This is a genomic window from Paracoccus aminovorans (genome assembly GCF_900005615.1).
In the GTDB taxonomy this organism is placed as follows: domain Bacteria; phylum Pseudomonadota; class Alphaproteobacteria; order Rhodobacterales; family Rhodobacteraceae; genus Paracoccus; species Paracoccus aminovorans.
This window is the reverse complement of record NZ_LN832559.1, coordinates 2,657,413-2,677,911: the sequence shown is the minus strand read 5'-3', so window position 1 is coordinate 2,677,911 and position 20,499 is coordinate 2,657,413. Positions and strand designations below refer to the sequence as shown.

General features: G+C 66.5%; 14 protein-coding genes and 3 pseudogenes. 9 read left to right on the top strand and 8 right to left on the bottom strand.

Going from position 1 to position 20,499, the window contains the following annotated elements; translation table 11 throughout:
* Positions 1-228 precede the first annotated feature (228 nt).
* Together JCM7685_RS13320 and JCM7685_RS13315 are read right to left on the bottom strand one after the other, a co-directional pair.
* Entirely contained in the window at positions 229-930 is a 702-nt protein-coding gene (locus tag JCM7685_RS13320) for a sugar transferase (protein WP_074966132.1), read from the bottom strand.
* A gap of 508 nt (positions 931-1,438) precedes the next feature.
* Positions 1,439-2,266, bottom strand: coding sequence for a glycosyltransferase (locus tag JCM7685_RS13315; RefSeq protein WP_074966133.1), 828 nt, complete (start codon positions 2,264-2,266; stop codon positions 1,439-1,441).
* A 288-nt stretch (positions 2,267-2,554) separates the two neighbouring features.
* On the opposite strand from JCM7685_RS13315, the gene JCM7685_RS13310 reads away from it, so the two are divergent.
* The 4 genes from JCM7685_RS13310 to JCM7685_RS13295 all read left to right on the top strand — a co-directional run bounded on the left by JCM7685_RS13310 (position 2,555) and on the right by JCM7685_RS13295 (position 8,550).
* On the top strand, positions 2,555-3,292 hold the full coding sequence (locus JCM7685_RS13310; RefSeq protein WP_074966134.1) for a P-loop NTPase family protein: 738 nt from the start codon (positions 2,555-2,557) through the stop codon (positions 3,290-3,292).
* A 49-nt stretch (positions 3,293-3,341) separates the two neighbouring features.
* The gene (locus JCM7685_RS13305; protein WP_074966135.1) at positions 3,342-4,829 is read left to right on the top strand and encodes a GumC family protein; all 1,488 of its coding nucleotides are present in this window, start codon (positions 3,342-3,344) and stop codon (positions 4,827-4,829) included.
* Positions 4,829-6,187 carry an oligosaccharide flippase family protein gene (locus tag JCM7685_RS13300; protein ID WP_074966136.1) on the top strand — a complete coding sequence of 453 codons (1,359 nt, stop codon included), beginning with the start codon at positions 4,829-4,831 and terminating at the stop codon, positions 6,185-6,187. Before JCM7685_RS13305 ends, JCM7685_RS13300 begins: the two co-directional genes overlap by 1 nt.
* Before the next feature lie 80 nt (positions 6,188-6,267).
* On the top strand, positions 6,268-8,550 hold the full coding sequence (locus JCM7685_RS13295; protein ID WP_074966137.1) for an NADP-dependent malic enzyme: 2,283 nt from the start codon (positions 6,268-6,270) through the stop codon (positions 8,548-8,550).
* Between the two features lie 37 nt (positions 8,551-8,587).
* On the opposite strand, the gene JCM7685_RS13290 is transcribed toward JCM7685_RS13295, so the two are convergent.
* From JCM7685_RS13290 to trhO, 3 genes are all read right to left on the bottom strand, one after another.
* Entirely contained in the window at positions 8,588-9,739 is a 1,152-nt protein-coding gene (locus tag JCM7685_RS13290) for a calcium-binding protein (protein WP_170848885.1), read from the bottom strand.
* 164 nt (positions 9,740-9,903) lie between these two features.
* A complete protein-coding gene (locus tag JCM7685_RS13285) occupies positions 9,904-10,503 on the bottom strand; it encodes an outer membrane protein (RefSeq protein ID WP_074966139.1) in 600 nt (199 codons plus the stop codon).
* 259 nt (positions 10,504-10,762) lie between these two features.
* Entirely contained in the window at positions 10,763-11,659 is an 897-nt protein-coding gene (trhO, locus tag JCM7685_RS13280; RefSeq protein ID WP_074966151.1) for an oxygen-dependent tRNA uridine(34) hydroxylase TrhO, read from the bottom strand.
* A gap of 102 nt (positions 11,660-11,761) precedes the next feature.
* On the opposite strand from trhO, the gene pncA reads away from it, so the two are divergent.
* Both pncA and pncB read left to right on the top strand, forming a co-directional pair.
* Positions 11,762-12,358 carry a bifunctional nicotinamidase/pyrazinamidase gene (pncA, locus tag JCM7685_RS13275; protein ID WP_074966140.1) on the top strand — a complete coding sequence of 199 codons (597 nt, stop codon included), beginning with the start codon at positions 11,762-11,764 and terminating at the stop codon, positions 12,356-12,358.
* Positions 12,355-13,665, top strand: coding sequence for a nicotinate phosphoribosyltransferase (gene pncB / locus JCM7685_RS13270; RefSeq protein WP_074966141.1), 1,311 nt, complete (start codon positions 12,355-12,357; stop codon positions 13,663-13,665). The genes pncA and pncB overlap by 4 nt, the downstream gene beginning before the upstream one ends.
* A 52-nt stretch (positions 13,666-13,717) precedes the next feature.
* On the opposite strand, the gene JCM7685_RS13265 is transcribed toward pncB, so the two are convergent.
* Together JCM7685_RS13265 and JCM7685_RS13260 are read right to left on the bottom strand one after the other, a co-directional pair.
* Complete coding sequence (locus tag JCM7685_RS13265) at positions 13,718-14,848, bottom strand: Hint domain-containing protein (RefSeq protein ID WP_231964641.1); 1,131 nt, start codon at positions 14,846-14,848, stop codon at positions 13,718-13,720.
* Positions 14,849-15,130: 282 nt separating this feature from the next.
* Positions 15,131-16,801, bottom strand: a complete 1,671-nt coding sequence (locus JCM7685_RS13260; protein WP_074966142.1) for an NAD+ synthase — start codon at positions 16,799-16,801, stop codon at positions 15,131-15,133.
* Between the two features lie 130 nt (positions 16,802-16,931).
* On the opposite strand from JCM7685_RS13260, the gene JCM7685_RS13255 reads away from it, so the two are divergent.
* The 3 genes and pseudogenes from JCM7685_RS13255 to tnpC form a co-directional block, all read left to right on the top strand.
* Positions 16,932-18,395: an MORN repeat-containing protein gene (locus tag JCM7685_RS13255; RefSeq protein ID WP_074966143.1), complete on the top strand. Its 1,464-nt coding sequence runs from the start codon at positions 16,932-16,934 to the stop codon at positions 18,393-18,395.
* 104 nt (positions 18,396-18,499) lie between these two features.
* Positions 18,500-18,736 (top strand): annotated as a pseudogene (gene tnpB / locus JCM7685_RS20810) (IS66 family insertion sequence element accessory protein TnpB); the annotation flags it as partial.
* 31 nt (positions 18,737-18,767) lie between these two features.
* A pseudogene (tnpC, locus tag JCM7685_RS13245) lies at positions 18,768-19,888 on the top strand (IS66 family transposase); the annotation flags it as partial.
* A 100-nt stretch (positions 19,889-19,988) separates the two neighbouring features.
* Here the strand turns inward: tnpC and JCM7685_RS13240 are convergent.
* A pseudogene (locus JCM7685_RS13240) lies at positions 19,989-20,240 on the bottom strand (IS3 family transposase); the annotation flags it as partial.
* Between the last annotated feature and the right edge of the window lie 259 nt (positions 20,241-20,499).

The window sequence follows — 20,499 nt, the reverse complement described above, 5'->3', positions numbered from 1 at the left end:
ATAAGGAAAGCAGGCATTTCACGGAGTAAACCCCTGAGCGGGATCTTGACCATAGGGATTGCAGTCGCGCTGTTCAGCACGGTGGTCGGGGTCGTGGCCCTTGGCCTGTCGTTCTGGACTGCCTTGCTGCTCTACTCGGTCAGCGGAACGGCCGCCACGCTTTTCGTTGCATGGCGGCGCGTCAGATGTCTGGATCATCACAAGATGCAGCCCCGGGGCTGAAGCCGCTCAGTAGCCCGTGCAGCGCAGGACCACGCCCACCGTCTTGGCGACGATGGTCACGTCCCCGGTCAGGCTGAGATCGGCCGCATAACGCGCGTCGAAGGTGGCGCGGGCCGCGAAGGTGCTGTCGTTCCGATCCGAGATCTGCCACAGCCCGGTCACGCCGGGACGCAGGTGATAATAATCCGCACCCGGGTAAAGCTGCGCCTGCTCCAGCATCATCGGACGCGGGCCGACGATGCTCATGTCGCCGCGGAACACGTTCCACAGCTGCGGCAGCTCGTCCAGCGAGGTCTTGCGCAGGAAATGCCCGGTCTTGGTGATGCGCGGGTCGTTCTTCAGCTTCTGGGTCGAGTCCCACTCGGCCCGGGCTTCGGGATTGCCGGCCAGGTATTCGGTCAGGCGCAGATCCGCATCCTCGACCATCGTGCGCAGCTTCCACAGCCGGAAGCTGCGGCCCGAACGGCCGACGCGCAATTGCGTATAAAAGGGCTTCTCGCCATGCCAGAGGATGACGAGCGCCAGCAGCAGCACCAGCGGCAGGACGATCGGCGCGGCCAGCAATACGGCCAGGATGTCCATCGGCCGTTTCAGGAAGCGCGCATAAAATGAACTGATACCCGTGGGCTCCCCGATGCTGGTTCCAGTGGCGGGGGATTGCAGCACCGAGTCAATGGACTCGATATCGAAATCTGAACTGTGCCGCATGATAAACCTGTCCTAATCACTACAGCGGCAGTATAGCCATGCATTTTAATAAAACTAGATCGAAATGCCGGGCTGACCAAAAGTATAGGTTCGTTTATAATCAATAGGTTGAGATGATTTTCTCGATGCCTCGGCGCGGGTTACGTTGGGTCAGGATCGGCCGGGCTTTCCTGGTCGCGCAGCGGCTTGCAACAGGAGGGAGGGCTTGGTTTATTGATAACAACCGAAAGTTGAATTTCACAGGCGCACGGCTTCTTTCAGGAAATCGCCGAATATCCATTTCGGCAACTTTCGGTTGAATTAACATCCAGTTTATTTCAATTCTGGATAGAAGCCGGTCGCGAGGTTCGCATCGCAGCATCCATCCTTCGGGTCGAAAGGCGCAATGATTTCTATACCGTTCGGTTCAGAATCCGCCCTCGCCGGCGCGGCGGAGGACGGCGCATCCCGACCGGGCGCAGGCGAACCGAAAGGCAGCCGAATCAGAGGGTAGAAAACCGAGGCGCGGTCAGCGGCCCCGCGCCCAGCCCTGCCGGTTGCGGCCCAGCCGGACCGCCAGCGCGACGGCGGCATAGGTGGCGAAGCCGACGGGGTCGCGGACTGCCAGCCGCAGCAATTCACCGCGGCTGGGCCGGACATGGCCCTGCCGCGGCGGCAGCTCGGGAAAGAGCCTTGCGATCTCGGCCACGCCCATGTCCTGGCGCCGGCGCACCCGCACCAGGGGCGAAAAACCCTCGACCAGCGGCCATCGATAGGGTTCGTCCACCAGGAAGCGCTCGGATTCCGAAAACTGCAGCCGGGCGAAGGTGTCGTCCGAGATGATCTGCGGAAAGGCGCCCCAGCGCGCCCGGCCGGCCTGGTTCACCGCGAACAGCCCGGCGCCGGTGACGCCCTGGGCGACGAAGGGCAGCTTCTGCCAGAACCGGGCATAGGCGCGCGAGACCGGACTGCGCGCCGGTGCGACGACCAGCCGCCCGCCGGCATAGCGCGGCTCGTTTCCGTCCAGCGCCCGCATGATGCCGGACAGCAGCCGCGGTCCCATATGGATGTCGGCGTCCAGATACAGGCGCACGCCGGGCCCGGCGCAGGCGTCGCCATGGTTCAGCGCGCCGATCTTGCCGCCCTGGGTCAGTTCCTCGACCCGCAGCGACCAGCCGCGGGCGGCAAAGCGCGGCGCCTGCGCGCGGGCCCGGGCGGCGGTATCGTCGGTGCAGCCGTTGGCCACCACCACCACCGCGACCGGGCCGTCGTGATCCTGGGCCAGCAGGTGGTCGAGGCAGGAGTCGATATAGCCGGCTTCGTCATGGGCCGGCAGGATGATGGTGCAGGGCGTCATCTTTTCGCTTTCGCGGCTTCGGGGCGGAAAGGCCGATTCGGCCGGCCGGGATCGCGGCGCGGGTGCCCCCGGCCCCCGGCAGCCGGCGCGGGGCCTGCGGCGGCTGCGCGGCGGGGCCTGTATAAATGGTCAGGCAAGCCCGCGAAATGCGGCGCATTCTCGTGATCGGACGTGTTTTCGGTTGTGGCCTTCATGGCGCGGACGCTACCATGCCGCTGCCATGAAAGTCACGGCAGGCGGCGCCCTTGCAGGCGGCCGCATTCCACCAGAGGCAGAGGGGCCACAGGTTTGAAGCCCGCGACAGAGAAGACACCGGACAAGGCGCCGGAGCAAGGCCTTGCGCCCGAGGACCGGCGCGGCAAGGTCTCCAGCAGGTTCGTCCGGCGCGAGGCCGCGATGGCGGCCTCGGACGCGAAACATGCCCGGATCATCGCGCAGCGTTTCTCGCTGCTGCGCACCCGCATCCTGCACGAGATGCGCAACCGCGGCTGGAGCAAGCTGGCCGTGGTGCCGGTCACGCCCGGCGCCGGCGGCACCTTCGTCGCGGTGAACCTGTCGCTCGCCCTGGCGCGGCAGCCGCATACGCGGGTGGCGCTGGTCGATCTCGACCTCGGCAACCCGGGCGTGGCGCGCCAGCTGGGCATCCCGGGCTGCGCCCCGGTGGTGCCGGTGCTGCGCGCGGGCACCGAGCTGGACGAACTGGTCGTCTGCGTGGACGAGGCGCCGAACCTGGCCGTGCTGGCGCCTGAACGGCCCGAGGCCGAAGCCGCCGAGATCCTGCAGGACGAGACGCTGGCGCAGGCGATGCAGCGGCTGCACGAGCTGCATCCGGCCGAGATCGTGATCCTGGACACCGCCGCCCTGCTGGCGGAGGACGCCGCGCTGGCGGCGCTGCCGCTGGCCGATGCGCTGCTGCTGGTCGCCGACGGCCGCAAGGGCACCGCCGCCGACATGGCCGAGGCCGAGCGACTGCTGGTCGGCATGCCCCCGGTGATGGGCGTGGTGCTGAACAAGTCAGAAGATTGATTTCATGAGTTTTAACTAAGGGTTCAGGATTTTGGGACCGATTCAATCCTTGCAGGACCTGATCTCTCTGATCTGGCGGCGGCTGCCGCTGGTGATGACGATCCTGATCCTGGGTGTGCTGATTTCGTTTTATCTGATCGTCTCCTCGCCCCGGGTCTATCAGGCCTCGGCGGTGATCCAGCTCGACATGCCGGCGGTGATGGACCAGGGCGCCGACAGCTCGCTGCCGGCCTCGCGTCGGGTGCAGCTGATCGAGCAGCGGCTGATGGCGCGGGCCAACCTGCGCGACGTGATCGAGCGGCTGGGGCTGTTCGCCGACAGCCACGGCCTCAGCGAGACCGACAAGCTGGCGGCATTGCGCAATTCGACGCGCATCGAAAGCATCACCGCGCCCGGCGTCTCGGTCGATTCGCGGCTGGCGTTGGCCGCAATCGTCATCACCTCGCAGGCCGAGACGCCGGCCATGGCCGCCGCCATCGCCAACGACTTCGCCGACAGCGTGGTCAACCGCGACCGCGAGAACCGCAAGGTCCGCATCCGGGAATCGCAGGACTACCTGCGCAGCGAAGAGGCGCGGCTGAACGAGCAGATCGCCATCCAAGAGCGCAAGGTGGTCGAATACAGCGCCCGCAACGAAGACGCCCTGCCGTCGTCGCAGGCCTTCCTGCAGACCGAACTGGCCCAGCTGACCGAGCTGGAGACCACGATGGACCGCAACCTCATGGACCTGCAGCGCGAGCGGCTTTCGCTGGAAGCGGGCGGGTCGGGGACCGAGGTGCGGCCCTCGGCCTCGCTGGTGCAGCAGATCCGCTCGGCCGAGATCGAGCTGGCGCAGGCGCGTCGCACGTTGGCCCCCAACCACCCCGAGATCAAGCGGCTCGAGGACAACCTCGAGCGGCTGAACAGCGGCGGCGGCAGCGGCGCCTCGGACGTGGTCCGCCGCCAGGCCGAACTGATCGACGCCCAGCTGGCGCAGCTGAACCAGCAGAAGGCGGGCTTCGCCTTGCGCCGGGCCGAGATCGACCAGGCCCGCGCCCGCGCACCCCAGGTCACCCGCGAGCTGGAGACCATGCAGCGCGATCAGCGTCGGCTGCAGGACCGCTACAACGAGATCTCGCGCCAGCTGGCCCAGGTCGAAACCCAGCAGATGCTGATGGAGAACGACCAGACCGAGCGTTTTGTGCTGCTGGAGCGCGCCCTGCCGCCGGAATACCCGGCGCTGTCCAACCGCAAGAAAAGCGCGGTGATGGGGGTGGGCGGCAGCCTGGCGCTGGCGCTGACCGTGGCCTTTCTGCTGGAAATGCTGAACCCGGTCCTGCGCCGCACGGACCAGTTCGCGCGGGCGACCGGCACCCGGCCGGTGATCGCCTTGCCCTATCGCCTGTCCGAAAAGGATCTGCGCGCCCGGCGGCGGCGCAACATCTACCTGTTGGTCCTGCTGACGGTGGGTCTGTTCGTGGCGCTGTGGCTGCTGGGCCGGATCCCCGGCCTGCCGTCGCCCGGCGTCGTCTCCACCCTCACCGACGGGATGGGTTGATGAGCGAGACCGTCCCGCAGGCGCCGCGCAAGGCCTTTGCCTCGCGTGCCCTGGGCAGCAGCGCCTGGACCATGGCCAATTTCGGCCTGGGCCAGATCATGCGGCTGGGCTCGAACCTGATCCTGACCCGCATCCTCAGCCCGGACGACTTCGGGTTGATGGCGCTGGTGACCAGCTTTCTGATCGGGCTGAGCATGTTCAGCGACATGGGCTTCGGCCCCTCGATCATGCAGAGCAAGCGGGGCGACGACCCGGATTTCCTCGACACGATCTGGACGCTGAAGATCATCCGCGGCTTCCTGATTTTCCTGGCCGCGATGGCCATGGCCTGGCCGCTGTCGCTGTTCTACGACGCGCCGCTGTTCAGCTGGGTATTCCCCGTCGCCGCCACCTCGATGATCGTGGGCGGCTTCCTGCCGACCCGCATCGACAGCGCCGCGCGCCACCTGCAGCTGGGCCGGCTGACCGTGATCGAGCTCGGCAACCAGCTGATCGGCATCCTGATCACCGTCGCCGCGGCGCTGATCCTGCAATCGGTCTGGGCCTTGGTCTGGGGGAACGTGCTGGGTGCCTTCGCGCAGCTGCTGATGTTCCGGCTGTTCCTGCCCGGCCACCGCAACCGCTTCCGCATGGAGCCCGAGGCCCGGGCCGAGGTGATGAAGTTCGGCAAGTGGATCTTTTTCAGCACCATCTGCGGCTTCCTGCTGTTCCAGGGCGACCGCATCATCCTGGGCCGGGTGCTGACGCTGCACCAGCTGGGCATCTACAACATCGGCCTGTTCCTGGCGACGGTGCCGGCGATGCTGGGCTCCTCGATCGGCAGTCGGCTGTTCATCCCGATGTATCGCGAGCATCCGCCCTCCGAGGGCGCGCATCATCGTCGCACCCTGGCGCGCACCCGCGCCGGCCTGACCGCGCTGCTGCTGTTCGCCGCCATCGTCCTGGCCTGGGTCGGCCCGCCGCTGGTCGATCTGCTCTACGACGCGCGCTATACCAGCGCAGGGGGCATCCTGGTCGCGATCGCCTGCATCCAGATGCTGCAGGTCATCCCCATCAGCTATGAATATTCGGCCCTGGCGGCGGGGGATTCGCGCGGCTTCTTCGTCATGCAGTCCGCGCGTGCGGCGATCTATTTCGGCCTGGTCGCGGGGGGTGCCTTTCTCTACGGCCTGCCGGGGCTGCTGGTCGGCCAGGCGTTGTCGCAGGTGTTCTGCTATCCGGTCACGGTCTGGCTGGCCCGGCGGCACGACTGCTGGGACCCCCGCCACGATCTGGTCGCCGCTCTGGTCGCCGTGGTCGCGGCCGCGGCGGCCTTGGCTGCCCATCGCGACGCCATCGCCGCCGCGCTGTTTTCCTAGGGGCTGATTCAGGCATTTTCCCCCTTCCGGTTCCTCGTCCACCGGCGCTATGGCATAGCCACGTCATGAGGAGGAACCGGATGAGCGACGACAACACCCCGCACAGGTCCCGTGTCACGCGGGAAGAGGCGCTGGCCTATCATCTGGAGCCCCGCCCGGGCAAATACGACATCGTGGCCTCGACCCCGATGGCCACCCAGCGCGACCTGTCGCTGGCCTATTCCCCCGGCGTGGCGGTGCCCGTCGAAGCCATCGCCGAGCGCCCCGAGACCGCCTACGACTATACCGTCAAGGGCAACATGGTCGCGGTGATCTCGAACGGCACCGCGATCCTGGGGCTGGGGAACCTGGGCGCGCTGGCCTCGAAGCCGGTGATGGAGGGCAAGGCGGTGCTGTTCAAGCGCTTCGCCGACGTGAACGCCATCGACATCGAACTGGACACCGAGGACCCGGACGAGATCATCAACGCCGTCCGGCTGATGGGTCCGACCTTCGGCGGCATCAACCTGGAAGACATCAAGGCGCCCGAGTGCTTCATCATCGAGCAGCGCCTCAAGGAGTTGATGGACATCCCGGTGTTCCACGACGACCAGCACGGCACGGCGGTGATCTGCGCCGCGGGGCTGATCAACGCGCTGGAGCTGTCGGGCAAGAAGATCGAGGACGTGCGCATCGTGCTGAACGGCGCCGGCGCCGCCGGCATCGCCTGCCTGGAGCTGCTGAAATCCATGGGCGCGCGGCATGAGAATTGCATCATGTGCGACACCAAGGGCGTGATCTGGCAGGGCCGCACCGAGGGCATGAACCAGTGGAAATCGGCCCATGCCGTGGTGACCGAGGCCCGCACGCTGGAGGACGCGATGACGGGCGCCGACGTGTTCCTGGGCGTCTCGGCCAAGGGCGCGGTGACGCAGGCGATGGTCCAGGACATGGCCGACAATCCGGTGATCTTCGCCATGGCGAACCCCGACCCGGAAATCACCCCGGAAGAGGCCCATGCCGTCCGCGCCGACGCCATCGTCGCCACCGGCCGCTCGGACTACCCGAACCAGGTCAACAACGTGCTGGGCTTTCCCTACCTGTTCCGGGGCGCGCTGGACATCCATGCCCGCGCCATCAACGACGAGATGAAGATCGCCTGCGCCCGCGCCCTGGCCGAACTGGCGCGCGAGGACGTGCCGGACGAGGTTGCCGTGGCCTATGGCCGCAAGCTGCAATTCGGCCGCGACTACATCATCCCGACGCCCTTCGACCCGCGGCTGATCCACGTCATCCCTCCGGCGGTGGCCAAGGCCGGCATGGACACCGGCGTCGCCCGCCGCCCGATCATCGACATGGAGGGCTATGTCCAGTCGCTGAAGGCGCGCATGGACCCGACCGCCGCCATCCTGCAGGGCATCCACGCCCGCGCCCGGCAGGCGCAGGCCCGCATGATCTTTGCCGAGGGCGACGACCCGCGCGTGCTGCGCGCCGCCGTAGCCTGGCAGCGCGGCGGCATGGGCCAGTCCATCGTCGTCGGCCGCGAGGCCGATGTGAAGGAAAAGCTGGAAGCGACCGGGCTGGGCGATGCCGCGCGCGAGATCACCGTGGTCAACGCCGGCAACTCGCGCCACCTCGACCAGTATCACGAGACGCTCTATGCCCGGTTGCAGCGCAAGGGCTACGACCGCGAGGATGCGGTGAAGCTGGCCAATCGCGACCGCCATGTCTTTGCCTCGCTGATGCTGGCGCATGGCCATGGCGACGGGCTGGTGACGGGGGCCACGCGCAAGAACGCGCATGTGCTGGCGCAGATCGGCATGGTCTTCGACGTGACCCCGGCGGCGGGCGCGGTGGGCATCACCACGGTCCTGCACAACGGCCGGGTGATCCTGATCGGCGACACGCTGGTCCACGAATGGCCCGAGGCCGAGGATCTGGCCGACATCGCCACCCGCGGCGCCCATGTCGCGCGCGGGCTGGGGCTGGAGCCCCGGGTCGCCTTTCTGTCCTTCTCGAACTTCGGCTATCCGGTCAGCGAGCGGGCGGTGAAGATGGCCCATGCCACCGAGGTTCTGGACGCCCGCAAGGTCGATTTCGAATATGAGGGCGAGATGACCGTGGACGTGGCGCTGAACCCGTCGCAGGCGGCGAAATATCCGTTCTCGCGCCTGACCGGTCCGGCGAACGTGCTGGTGGTGCCGGCGCGGCACTCGGCCTCGATCTCGGTGAAGCTGCTGCAAGAGATGGCGGGGGCGACGGTGGTCGGCCCGATCCTGACCGGCGTGCCGCAGCCGATCCAGATTTGCTCGACCGGCTCGACCGTGAACGACATCCTGAACATGGCCGCCATCGCGGCCGGTCGGCTGGGTCAGGTGAAATAGGCGCGTCGGGGCCGGCGGGTGCCGGCCCCGGCCGTTTTCAGGTAAACAGAAAATCCTCTGCCGTCAGCAGGGCGTGATCGGAATTCGCCAGCGTGATGGTGACATTGCCGAAGCTGATCCGGGCGTCGGCGCCCAGGTCGGCGATGCGCAGGTCGGTGAAACGCTCGGCCCCGGATTCGATCACGATCCGGTCCTGGCCGTCGGTAAAATCGTTGATCCGGTCCGCGCCGTCGCCGGCGGCGAAGATGAAGCGGTCGGCGCCCGCCCCGCCGTGCAGCGTGTCATTGCCCAGCCCGCCGCGCAGACGGTCGTTGCCGGCCTGGCCGAACAGCCGGTCATTGCCCGCCATGCCCCAGAGCACGTCATTGCCTGCTCCGGCCGTGATCGCATTGGCCACGGCATTGCCGACGATATTGTCGTTGCCGGCGCCAGTCAGCACGTTCTCGATATTGCGGATATTGTCGTTGCCGAAGCCGGTAGCCTGCGGATTGGCGTTGCCCAGGTTGATCCGCACGGCGTTCGCACCCGAAAAGCGGACGGTGTCGATGCCGGCACCGCCGTCCAGCACGTCATTGCCGAGACCGCCTTCCAGCGTATCGGCGCCGGCGCCGCCTGAAAGCGTGTTGTTGCCGCTGTTGCCGATGATGAGATTGGCCAATCCGTTCCCCGTGCCGTTGATGGCGCCGGTGCCGAGCAGCGTAAGGTTTTCGAGATTGGCCCCCAGCTTCCAGCTGACCGAACTGTTCACCTGATCGGCGGGGTTGGGGTCGTTGTCGAAATACGGCACATATGTTTCCTGGATTCTGTCCAGAAGCGAATCCACGACATAGATGTCCGCGCCGTTGCCACCGATCATGGTGTCGTTGCCAGTACCGCCGTCGAACAGGTTGCCGCTGTTGCCGCCGCGCATGTAGTCGTTGCCGGTCCCGCCCCGGAAGGTCGAGAAGCTGTCGCTCTGCCACGCATCCATCACGTCGTTCCCGGCCCCGCCGTCCAGCAGGTTGCCGTTTGCGCCACCCATGAGCGTGTCGTTGCCGGTGCCGCCGAAAAGTTCGTTGTAATGAAGAAATGCGCCGACAAGCTCGTCATGCCCGGCCAAGCCATTCACGCGAATCGTTTCCGAAAAGGGAAACAGATTCTCCATCCGGATCCGGTCGTTGCCCGCTGTGCCGTTGCGGATAATCGTCATCATTCACCCGTCAGATTGCAACCTTTCCGATCGCTAATGCGGGTCGAGCGGGCGGGCCAGCTATCTATCCGGTCAAATTGAAGTAATTTGCCGCGTCCGGCCCCGGCGCTTGCGGGCCGATGGGGCAGGACGGGCGCTGCCGAAGCCGCGCCCGTCCCCTGGCGTCAGAACTTGTAGGAGGCGCGGACCTGCACCATGTTCATGTCGAGGTCGTTGCCGTCCACGCCCAGGCTGTCGTGCAGCACGTCCTTGAAGTCGTTGCGGGTATATTCCGCGCCGACGGTGAAATGCTCGGCCACCTTGTAGTCCACGCCCAGGCCATAGGTCAGGCCGGTGTCCGAGAATTCGTCGGTGTCCAGCTTGGCCGCGCCCAGCGTGACATAGGGCAGGAACCGGCCCGCGTCATAGCCGGCCCGCAGCCGCAGCCGCGTCAGGTCGCCGTCGCTGTAAACCTCGTCGGGCGAGACCTTGTTATAGTCCAGCTCGCCGCCCAGCACGAACTTGCCGAAGCCCTTCTGATAGCCGGCGTGCAGACCATAGGCGTCGAAGTCGCCGAAGTCCGCCAGCGCGCCGCGGTTGCCCAAATCGCCGGTGCCCTTGCCGTATTGCAGACCGGCATAGAAGCCGTCCCAGGTGCCGACAGACGGAGCGACCGTCTCGACCGGGGTGATCACGGGCTGCTCGACCACCGGGGCGACATAGCCCCCGGCATAGGCCCCGCCCGCGATCAGCGAGGCAAGGGCGGCATAACCAATTGCTTTCATGGTGAGTTCTCCATTTCTTGCGGGCCGGTGCGGCCCAGATCACTCGGCCTTCATGCCTAGCACCATGCCCGCCGGATGGAAGCTGTCGCGGCCCCGCAGCACGGACAAGTGTCAGTCGGTGAGACCCGCACCCAGGCGCGTGGCGGGAAAAGGTGCAGGATGAAAGGCTTAGCCGATCAAGCGGATTTGAGCAGGCGTGATCCGGGTAATTTTTTTATTTTCAAAGCGTTGCCGGATATGTCCAAATGACTCCCGAGCGTCAGTCGCGGGGCTCGCCGAAACACTCGCCGCGCTCGGCCTGGCGCTGGCGGGTGCGGAATCGGCTGCGGTCGGCCTCGGAATAGTCGTCGGCACAGCGGTGGCAGGATACGCCTTCCTCATACTCCGGGCGGGCGCGGTCCTCGGGCGCCAGCGGTCGGCGGCAGGCATGGCACAATGCATGGCGGCCCTGCCGCAGCCCGTGGCCCAGGCTGACGCGCTTGTCGAAGACGAAACATTCGCCGCGCCACAGGCTGTCGGTCTCGGGCACCTCTTCCAGGTATTTCAGAATGCCACCCTTGAGGTGGAACACCTCGGGCACGCCTTCGCCCAGCAGGAAATTCGTGGATTTCTCGCAGCGGATGCCGCCGGTGCAGAACATGGCGATGCGCTTGCCGGCAAAGCGGTCGCGGTTCTCGCGCCACCAGCCGGGAAAATCGCGAAAGCTGCGGGTCCCGGGATCGATGGCGCCGGCGAAGCTGCCGATCTCGACCTCGTAATCGTTGCGGGTGTCGATCACCGCCACGTCCGGGGCGGCGATCAGCGCGTTCCAGTCCCGCGCCTCGACATAGCGCCCGACCGCGGCCACCGGATCGACCTCGGGCTGGCCCATGGTGACGATTTCCCGCTTCAGCCGCACCTTCATGCGGCCGAAGGGCATGGTCTCGGCGGTGCTTTCCTTCCACTCCAGCGCCGCGCAGCCGGGCAGGGCGCGGATATGCGCCAGCACCGCTTCGATGCCGGCGCGGGTGCCGGCGATGGTGCCGTTGATGCCTTCGGGCGCCAGCAGCAAGGTGCCGCGGACCCCGTTCGTGCAGGCGCATCGGGCCAGCGGCGCCTTCAGCGCGGCGGGGTCGGAAAAGCGGGTGAAATGGTAAAGCGCGGCGACGATCAGCATGGCCCGGCCATAGCGCTGCCGGGGCGCGCATTCAAGTTGCCGCATTGACGCCCTCGCCGCCTGCGCCTACCAGTTTTCAGGGAAGAACCAAAGGGGGCCCCGATGGCAAAAGCCCTGATCGTCATCGACATGCAGCTGGATTTCTGCCCCGGCGGACGGCTTGCCGTCGCCGGCGGGGACGAGATCGTCGCGCCGATCAACGACCTGATGGCCGATTACGACGCGGTGGTGCTGACCCAGGACTGGCATTCGCAGGATCACGCCAGCTTTGCCGACAACCATCCCGGCGCGGCGCCGTTTTCGGTGGTCGAGATGGCCTATGGTCCGCAGGTGCTGTGGCCGGCGCATTGCGTGATCGGCTCGGTGGGGGCGGGGTTCCACCCGGCGCTGGCCGTCGATTGCGCCGATCTGGTGATCCGCAAGGGCTTCCGGCCGCAGATCGACAGCTATTCCGCCTTTTACGAGAACGACCGCCGCACGCCCACCGGCCTGGCCGGATACCTGCGCGAGCGTGGGCTGAGCGACCTGACCTTCGTCGGCCTGGCGCAGGATTTCTGCGTCGCCTGGTCGGCGATGGATGCCGCGCGTCTGGGTTTCGCCGCGACGGTGATCGAGGGCGCCACCCGCGCCATCGACCTGAACGGCTCGCGCGAGGCCGCCCGCGACGCCATGCGCAAGGCAGGAGTGACCCTGGCATGATGATTCCGACGGTCGATATCGCGACCCGCGTCTATAACCACAAGTGGAAGATCGATCCGATCGTGCGGTCGCTGATCGATACCGATTTCTACAAGCTGCTGATGTGCCAGTCGGTGTTCCGCAACCGGCCGGACACGAATGTCACCTTCAGCCTGATCAACCGCACCAGCCGTATCCGCCTGGCCGACCTGATCGACGAGGGCGAGCTGCGCGAGCAGCTGGACCATGTGCGCGGGCTGACGCTGACTCGGGGCGAAAGCACCTGGCTGCGCGGCAACACCTTCTACGGCAAGCGGCAGATGTTCCGCCCCGATTTCATGGAGTTCCTGGAGAACCTGCGCCTGCCGGCCTATCAGCTGGAAAAGCGGGACGGGCAATACGAGCTGACCTTCGAGGGCCGCTGGCCCGAGGTCATGCTGTGGGAGATCCCGGCCCTGGCGATCATCATGGAACTGCGTTCGCGCGCCGTCCTGAAGGACATGGGCCGGTTCGAGCTGCAGGTGCTTTATGCCCGCGCCATGGCCCGGCTGTGGGAAAAGATCGAAGAGCTGCGCAAGCTCGGCCCCGACCTGCGCATCGCCGATTTCGGCACCCGGCGGCGGCACAGTTTCCTGTGGCAGGACTGGTGCGTGCAGGCGATGTACGAAGGGCTGGGCGAGGATCGCTTCATCGGCACCTCGAACTGCCTGATCGCCATGCGTCGCGACATCGAGGCCATCGGCACCAATGCCCACGAACTGCCCATGGTCTATGCCGCCCTGGCCGACAGCGACGAAGAGCTGCGCCAGGCGCCCTATCGCGTCCTCGCCGACTGGCACGAGGAACATGACGGCATGCTGCGCATCATCCTGCCCGACACCTATGGCACGAACGGGTTTCTGGAACACGCCCCGGATTGGCTGGCCGGCTGGACCGGCATCCGCGTCGACAGCGGTGACCCGGCCGAGGGCGCCGAAACCGCGATCCGCTGGTGGCAGGACCGGGGCGAGGACCCGCGCGAAAAGCTGATCATCTTTTCGGACGGGCTGGACGTGGACAAGATCAGCGAATTGTTCCGGCGCTTCCACGGCCGGGTGAAGCCCAGTTTCGGCTGGGGCACGCTGCTGACCAACGATTTCCGTGGACTGGTGCCGGGCGACGGGCTGGCGCCGTTCTCGCTGGTCTGCAAGGCGGTGGCGGCCGAGGGGCGGCCGACGGTGAAACTGTCCGACAACCCGGAAAAGGCCACCGGCCCGGCGGACGAGATCGCGCGTTACAAGCGGGTCTTTGGCGTCGGCCAGCAAGAGCGCAGGGCGGTGGTCGTCTGACCGCCCGGAAAGGGAAAAGGCCCCGGCATGTGGTGGTCCGGGGCCTGAGGTATCAGCGCGACAGCGCCTTTTGCAGCTCGCGTCCGTTTGCGGAATGGCGCTTCGCGAGCTGCCGCCCCTCGCGGCCGGAACCGATCCTGCGCGCGGGTTCCTGCGCGCAGGTTTCGGACAGCAACTCGGGGAACAGCGCCAGAATTTCGGCCCGCGCCTCGGGAGAAACCGATTTCAGCGCCTCGGGCCCGGTGAACAGCGATTCCGTCTGCGCGCCTTCCGAGCAGACGATCTCGTGCCGGTCGAAGAGCAGGTGGAAATAGGTCAGCTCCTCGGCGCTGTCGTCGATCTCGATGCCCTCGATCGCGGTCAGGTGCTTGGCGGCGACCAGGACCTCGGGCTCGCCGAAGATGCGTTCGGCGATCTTGGAGCCGACCAGGACGCGGTGCTGCTGCGAGACATGTAGATCGCGCGCCGGCAGGCCCGCCCCCAGCGCCCCGGCCCGGATCCGCACCGGCCGCATCTTGTGGAACAGCTGCAGCAGGTCCGAGGTCACCTGTTTCGAGCCGATCCAGCGCAGCGGCTGCGGGCCGTGGTCGCGGGTGACGACCATGTCGCCCGGGCGCAGGTCCTCGACCGGGACATTGCCGCGCGTGGTCAGGATCAGCGTGCCGTTGCGGAAGCAGACGAAGGCCGGCGCCTCGAGCCCGTAGCGCGAGGTGTCGAGCCCGCCGAAGTCGCTGCGCACATAGTCGGTCAGGGTGATCGACTGGATCGGCTTGGTGGTGACCGCGTCGATTTCGGATTGCGAGGCCGAGGTGGGCGGCGGCAGCAGCACCAGGTTGCCGTCGGTGTCCTGCAACACGCGCAGCGTCACGTCGGTGGCGCAGCTGCCGTCCATATAGGTCACCGTGCCGCGATACATGATCCCCGAATCCGCATAGTGGCGGGCGCCGTCATGCAGGCCGTATTCGTCCGAGGGCGAGCCGTAGCGGTTGTCGAAGGAAATCCTGCCGTCGGCATTGCCGTCCATCAGGGTGATGCTGTTGATGTCGCGCGCCAGCGGGGCGTCGGCGCTGCCGAAGGACGAACCGACAAGCTCATGGGCGCGTTCGGCGCCCAGGTGCCGCTCGTCGGGGTCCAGATCGCAGTGTTGACCAAGATAGATGACGCGAATCGTCGTTGTCAGCATAAGCAGACCCTCATCATTAACAGACCCTCCGAAGAGGTATCGGTGACCAATCAACCATCCCACCAGACAGCACCGGAACGCGGCGCATGGTGGATTGCCCGGAGAATACGCACCCCCGGTCCAACCGCATAGCTAAGGAATATCGCGAAGTTTAAGAACCTGTCGAAATCGCCAAGTTTGCAGCGATCCCGATTGTAGATTCAAACCATATCAACGGCTTGTCTTGATTTGGCGATTGCCTATGCCGGTTGCGCCGCCGGGGTGACGTGGCGTCAACCGCTGTCAGATCCGGTCGCGCCAGCGGTTCACCAGCGGATAGCGCCGGTCCAGCCAGAAGGCCTTGGTCGAGATGCGCGGTCCCGGCGCTGCCTGGTAACGCTTCCACTCGCTGCCATAGAGCAGGGATTCGACCTTCCTGACCGTCTCGGGATCAAAGCCTTGGGCGACCAGGTCCTGCAGCGCCAGGTCCTTTTCCACCAGCCCTTCCAGGATCGCGTCCAGCACCTCATAGGGCGGCAGGCTGTCCTGGTCCTTCTGGTCCGGGCGCAGCTCGGCCGAGGGCGGTTTCGAGATGATCTGCGGCGGGATCACCGCGCCCGCGCGGCCCAGCATCCAGTCGCGATGGTTGCGGTTGCGCCAGCGGCAGGTCTCGAAGACGCGGGTCTTGTAAAGGTCCTTGATCGGGTTGTAGCCGCCGGCCATGTCGCCGTAGATCGTGGCATAGCCCACCGCGACCTCGGACTTGTTGCCGGTGGTCAGCAGCAGTTCGCCGAACTTGTTCGACAGCGCCATCAGCATCACGCCGCGCAGCCGGGACTGGATGTTTTCCTCGGTGATGTCGGGCTGGGTGCCGGCCATCAGATGCGCCAGCGCCGCACCGACGGCGTCGCGGGCGCCCTCGATATGCACGGTATCCAGCCGCGTGCCCAGCCGGGCCGCGCAATCGGCGGCGTCGTCCAGGCTGGCCTGCGAGGTGTATTCGCTGGGCAGCATGACGCAGCGCACGTTCTCGGGCCCGACGGCGTCGGCGGCGATGGTGGCGACCAGCGCCGAGTCGATGCCGCCCGACAGGCCCAGCACCACCTTGCGGAACCCGGACTTGCGCATGTAGTCGCGCAGCCCCAGCATCATGGCGCGATAATCCTGTTCCCATTCGTCGGGCTGGTGGTCCATCCGGCCAGGCACCGCGCGCCAGCCCTGCGGGGTGCGGGTGAAATCGACATGCACCAGCATCTCGTCGAAGGGGGCCAGCTGCATCACCTTGACCGCGCCGCCGTCCTCGCCCGGATTCAGCACGAAGCTGCCGCCGTCATAGATCTGGTCGTCCTGCCCGCCGACCGAGTTCAGATAGATCAGCGGCAGGCCGGTTTCGACCACGCGGGCCACCATATGGCCCATGCGCAGGTCCAGCTTGCCCCGATGATAGGGGCTGCCGTTCGGGACCAGCATGATCTCGGCCCCGGTCTCGGCCAGGGTCTCGGCCACCTCGGGCCACCAGGCGTCCTCACAGATCGGGCTGCCGATCCGCAGCCCGTCCAGGCTGTAGGGACCCGAGATCGGCCCGACGTTGAACAGCCGCCACTCGTCGAACAGCTGCTTGTGCGGCAATTCGTGCTTGAGCACCCGGGCCACCACCTTGCCGCCGCGGAGGATCCAATAGGCGTTGTAGAGTCGGTCGCCCTCGGCATGGGGGCCGCCGATGCCGATGGCGGGACCGTCGGCGCAGTCCCGCGCCAACGCCTCGATCGCGGCCATGGCGTCGCGGGTGAAGCCCGCCTTCAGCACCAGGTCCTGGGTCTGGTAGCCGGTGATGAACATCTCGGGCAGGGCCAGCAGGTTCGCGCCGGCCTCGCGCGCCTTCGCCCATGCCTCGCGCGCCTGGGCGGCATTGCCGGGCAGGTCGCCCACGGTCGGGTTCAGCTGTCCGAGAGTGATGCGGAACGTGTCGGTCATGGCGCTTCCTTTGCCCGGGTCTTGCCGTTGTTGATAGGTCAGCCTGCGGCAAAGGAAAAGTCGGGCTTTGCGCCGGCGGCGCCCATGCGGTAAACCCCTGCCGAAAGAACGAACAGCCGGAGGCAGGCCCATGAAGGCAGCAGCCCTTGTCGCATGCGCGATGATATTGGCCGGCAGCGGCACGGCCGGCGCGCAATCCGTCATCACCAAGCAATATGACGACGGCGGCGTCTATGAGGGCACCTTTCGCAACGGCAAGCAGCATGGGCGCGGCACCTACACGCTGCCCTCGGGCTATGAATATACCGGCGACTGGGTCGAGGGCGAGATCCGCGGTCAGGGCGAGGCCAGGTTCCCCAACGGCTCGGTCTATGAAGGCGCCTTCGCCCGCGGCAAGCCGCATGGCAAGGGCAAGATCACCTACGAGGACGGCGGCACCTACGAGGGCGACTGGCTGGACGGCCAGATCACCGGCCAGGGCGTGGCGCATTACGCCAACGGCTCGGTCTATGAGGGCGGCTTCCTGAACGCGCTGCACGACGGCAAGGGGGTGCTGACGCAACCCAACGGCTATCGCTACCATGGCGACTGGAAGGCCGGCGTGAAAGAGGGCTTCGGCAAGATCACCTATCCCGACGGCGCGGCCTATGAAGGCGAGATGAAGGCCAACCAGCGCTCGGGTCAGGGCAAGCTTACCATGCCGGACGGGCTGTCCTACGAGGGCGGCTGGTCGGCCGGTCAGATGGCGGGGCAGGGCAAGCTGGTCCAGCCCTCGGGCGACAGCTACGAGGGCCGCTTCGCCAATGGCAAGCGCGAGGGCAAGGGCATCGCCAAATTCGCCAACGGCGACCGTTACGAGGGCGACTTCCGCGCCGACAAGCGCTGGGGCGTGGGCACCTTCACCGGCACCGACGGCTATGTCTATTCCGGCGACTGGGTCGAGGGCCGGATGGAGGGGCTGGGCCGCATCACCTATCCCGACGGCTCGGTCTACGAGGGCGCGCTGAAAGCCGACATGCCGGACGGGCGCGGGCTGATCACCTATCCGGACGGCGCCACCTACGACGGCACCTGGATCGCGGGCGTGATCGAGGGTCAGGGCGTGGCGAAATACGCCAACGGCCTGGTCTACGAAGGCGGTTTCAAGCGCGGCCGCAACGAGGGGCAGGGCCGGATGACCTATCCGGACGGCTATGTTTACAACGGCGCCTGGCGCGACGGGCAGCGCCACGGCCAGGGGCAGGCGACCTATCCCGACGGCACGACCTACGACGGCTCCTTCGTGGACGGGTTGCGCCACGGCAAGGGCCGGCTGATCGCGCCGGACGGCTTCCGCTACGAGGGCAGCTGGAAGGAAGGCGAGATCGACGGCGAGGGCGTGGCCACCTATGCCAACGGCGACGTCTATACCGGGCATTTCAGCGACGGCAAGCGGCAGGGCGCGGGGGTGATGCGCTATGCGACGGGCGAGGTGGCCTCGGGCGAATGGGACGACAACCGGCTGGCCGTCCCGACCGAGGGAACGGCCCCGGAAGGCGCCACGCCCGAGAGCGCGGTGCCGGCGGAGCCGGTCGAGGGGGGCGCGAACAATTGACAGGCTGCTGAAAAAGTCCGCGTGACGGCACATTCCGCGCCGGAAACCAGGAAATTCACCTGGAATCGGCCGGAAATGCCCGGCTTCTGACCGAGACGAAGCCGGTGGACTTCCGCTGCGGGCACCAGGCCCTTGCGCTGATGGTTCAGACAGAGTTGAAGCTCGACCCGCATTCCGGGGTGACGGTGATCTTCCGGTCGAAACGCGGGGACAGGTTGAAGATCCTGGTCTGGGACGGCACCGGAATGGTGCTGACCTACAAGGTTCTGGAACACGGCAGCTTCGCCTGGCCCAAGGTCCAGGACGGGGTGATGCGGCTGTCGCGGGCGCAGGCGGAAGCTCTGTTCGAGGGTCTGGACTGGCGGCGGACGGTTGATCGCCACAGTGCGCCCCCGTTATGCCTGCCCCAAGGGGCGAGCCGGTGTGGTGCAGGCCAAGGCACCCGCGCATCTTCTGGAGGGCAGTTGGCCGACCGAGGCACTGCTGGCGCAGATCGCCGTTTCCAAGCATTCCGAGCATATGCCGCTGAACCGGCAGGCCGTGGTGATGGCGCGGCACGGGCTGCCGATCGAGCGCTCGGTGCTGGCCGACTGGATGGGCCGGACCGGTGCCCTGATCGCGCCCGTGGTCGACCACATGGCCAGGCGGCTGATGGCGGAAAGCACGCGGCTCTATGTCGATGAAACCACCGCCCCGGTGCTCGATCCAGGGCGTGGCACGACGAAAACCGGCTACCTCTGGGCCGTTTTACGGGACGACCGGGGTTGGGGCGGCACCGCTCCGCCCGGCGTGGTATTCCACTACCGGCCCGGGCGTAAGGGCGAATATGCCGCTGAAATCCTTGCTGGCTTCGATGGCACGATCCAGGTTGATGCCTATGGTGCCTATACCCATCTCGCCACGCCAAAACGCACCGGCGGCGCTCCCTTGCGGTTGGCCTTTTGTTGGGCGCACGGTCGGCGCAAGCTGATCAAGGCCAAGCCGAAGAAAGGCTCACCGATCATCGATGAGGCGCTCCTGCGCATTGCTGCACTCTACAAGGTCGAGGATGCCATCCGCGGAAGCGATCCGGAACATCGACGGGCCGTCCGGCAGGAACTGTCCCGCCCCCTAGTCGACGCGTTCTTTACCTGGCTGAAGGCGCAGGCTGCCCGGGTCTCGCGAAAATCCGACCTTGGTGAGGCCATGGCCTATATGCTGAAGCGCCAGGACGGCTTCCGGCTGTTCCTTGATGACGGCCGCGTCGACATCGACTCCAACTTGGTCGAGAATGCCATCCGAAGCCGGCCATGAACCGCCGCAACGCATTGTTCGCCGGCCATGACGAGGGCGGACGCAACTGGGCTCGCTTCGCCAGCCTCATCGGCACATGCAAGATGAATGGCGTCGAGCCCTATGCCTACCTGCGCGATCTCTTCACGCGCCTGGCCAACGGCCACCGGGAAAAAGACATCGACGCCCATATGCCCAGGCGGCGAAACCAGCCGGGATGAGCTCATAAAGGACTCCTTTCTGAGCTACGAACGGGCATCAGCTCTGTCCGGCACCCCGCGGCGCAAGCCTGAAATCAATGGGGCGCAGCCGCCGCATACGATACAGCCACCCCTCGCGGGTCCAGATGTAGCTAATGTCACCTGCCCATTTCTGGTTCGGCCCGGCCGCACGGAAGTCGCGGTCTAGCAGGTTCGGGGCGATGTTGAATGTATGATCGCTGTCTGTGGTCGCCTTGAACTTGCGCGTTCTTTCAACGGCGATCCCGTTTTCGCGCATCAGGCGACCGACGCGCCGGTGCCCCACATCGACACCGGCCTCTTTCAGTTCCTCGGTCATTCGTGGGTGACCGTGTCGAACCCGCCAGCCGCCCTTGGCGTCTTCTGTCGCCAGCGACAGGCGACGCGGGCGACGATCTGCCAGCCCCGAGGGGGAGACGGCGGGCAGGCGCGATACCGCCCGCCATCCCCCGATCCGCGCGCGGGAGGAGCCCTTCGCGCAGGACACCCCCTTAGCCGGAAGTCCGTTCCAACCTCGGCCGGACATGCGTCCGGGCTACCGCCACCAGACCGGACTGTAGTCCGGTTGACGGGCGCGAAGACCAAGGAAGGCG

Coding starts and splice junctions, on each gene's coding strand:
- pncA (WP_074966140.1), top strand. CDS start 11,762: ATGGCAAAAGCCCTGATCGTCATCGACATGCAGCTGGATTTCTGCCCC.
- JCM7685_RS13260 (WP_074966142.1), bottom strand. CDS start 16,801: ATGACCGACACGTTCCGCATCACTCTCGGACAGCTGAACCCGACCGTG.
- JCM7685_RS13315 (WP_074966133.1), bottom strand. CDS start 2,266: ATGACGCCCTGCACCATCATCCTGCCGGCCCATGACGAAGCCGGCTAT.
- trhO (WP_074966151.1), bottom strand. CDS start 11,659: ATGCTGATCGTCGCCGCGCTTTACCATTTCACCCGCTTTTCCGACCCC.
- JCM7685_RS13255 (WP_074966143.1), top strand. CDS start 16,932: ATGAAGGCAGCAGCCCTTGTCGCATGCGCGATGATATTGGCCGGCAGC.
- pncB (WP_074966141.1), top strand. CDS start 12,355: ATGATGATTCCGACGGTCGATATCGCGACCCGCGTCTATAACCACAAG.
- JCM7685_RS13285 (WP_074966139.1), bottom strand. CDS start 10,503: ATGAAAGCAATTGGTTATGCCGCCCTTGCCTCGCTGATCGCGGGCGGG.
- JCM7685_RS13290 (WP_170848885.1), bottom strand. CDS start 9,739: ATGACGATTATCCGCAACGGCACAGCGGGCAACGACCGGATCCGGATG.
- JCM7685_RS13295 (WP_074966137.1), top strand. CDS start 6,268: ATGAGCGACGACAACACCCCGCACAGGTCCCGTGTCACGCGGGAAGAG.
- JCM7685_RS13300 (WP_074966136.1), top strand. CDS start 4,829: ATGAGCGAGACCGTCCCGCAGGCGCCGCGCAAGGCCTTTGCCTCGCGT.
- JCM7685_RS13265 (WP_231964641.1), bottom strand. CDS start 14,848: ATGCTGACAACGACGATTCGCGTCATCTATCTTGGTCAACACTGCGAT.
- JCM7685_RS13320 (WP_074966132.1), bottom strand. CDS start 930: ATGCGGCACAGTTCAGATTTCGATATCGAGTCCATTGACTCGGTGCTG.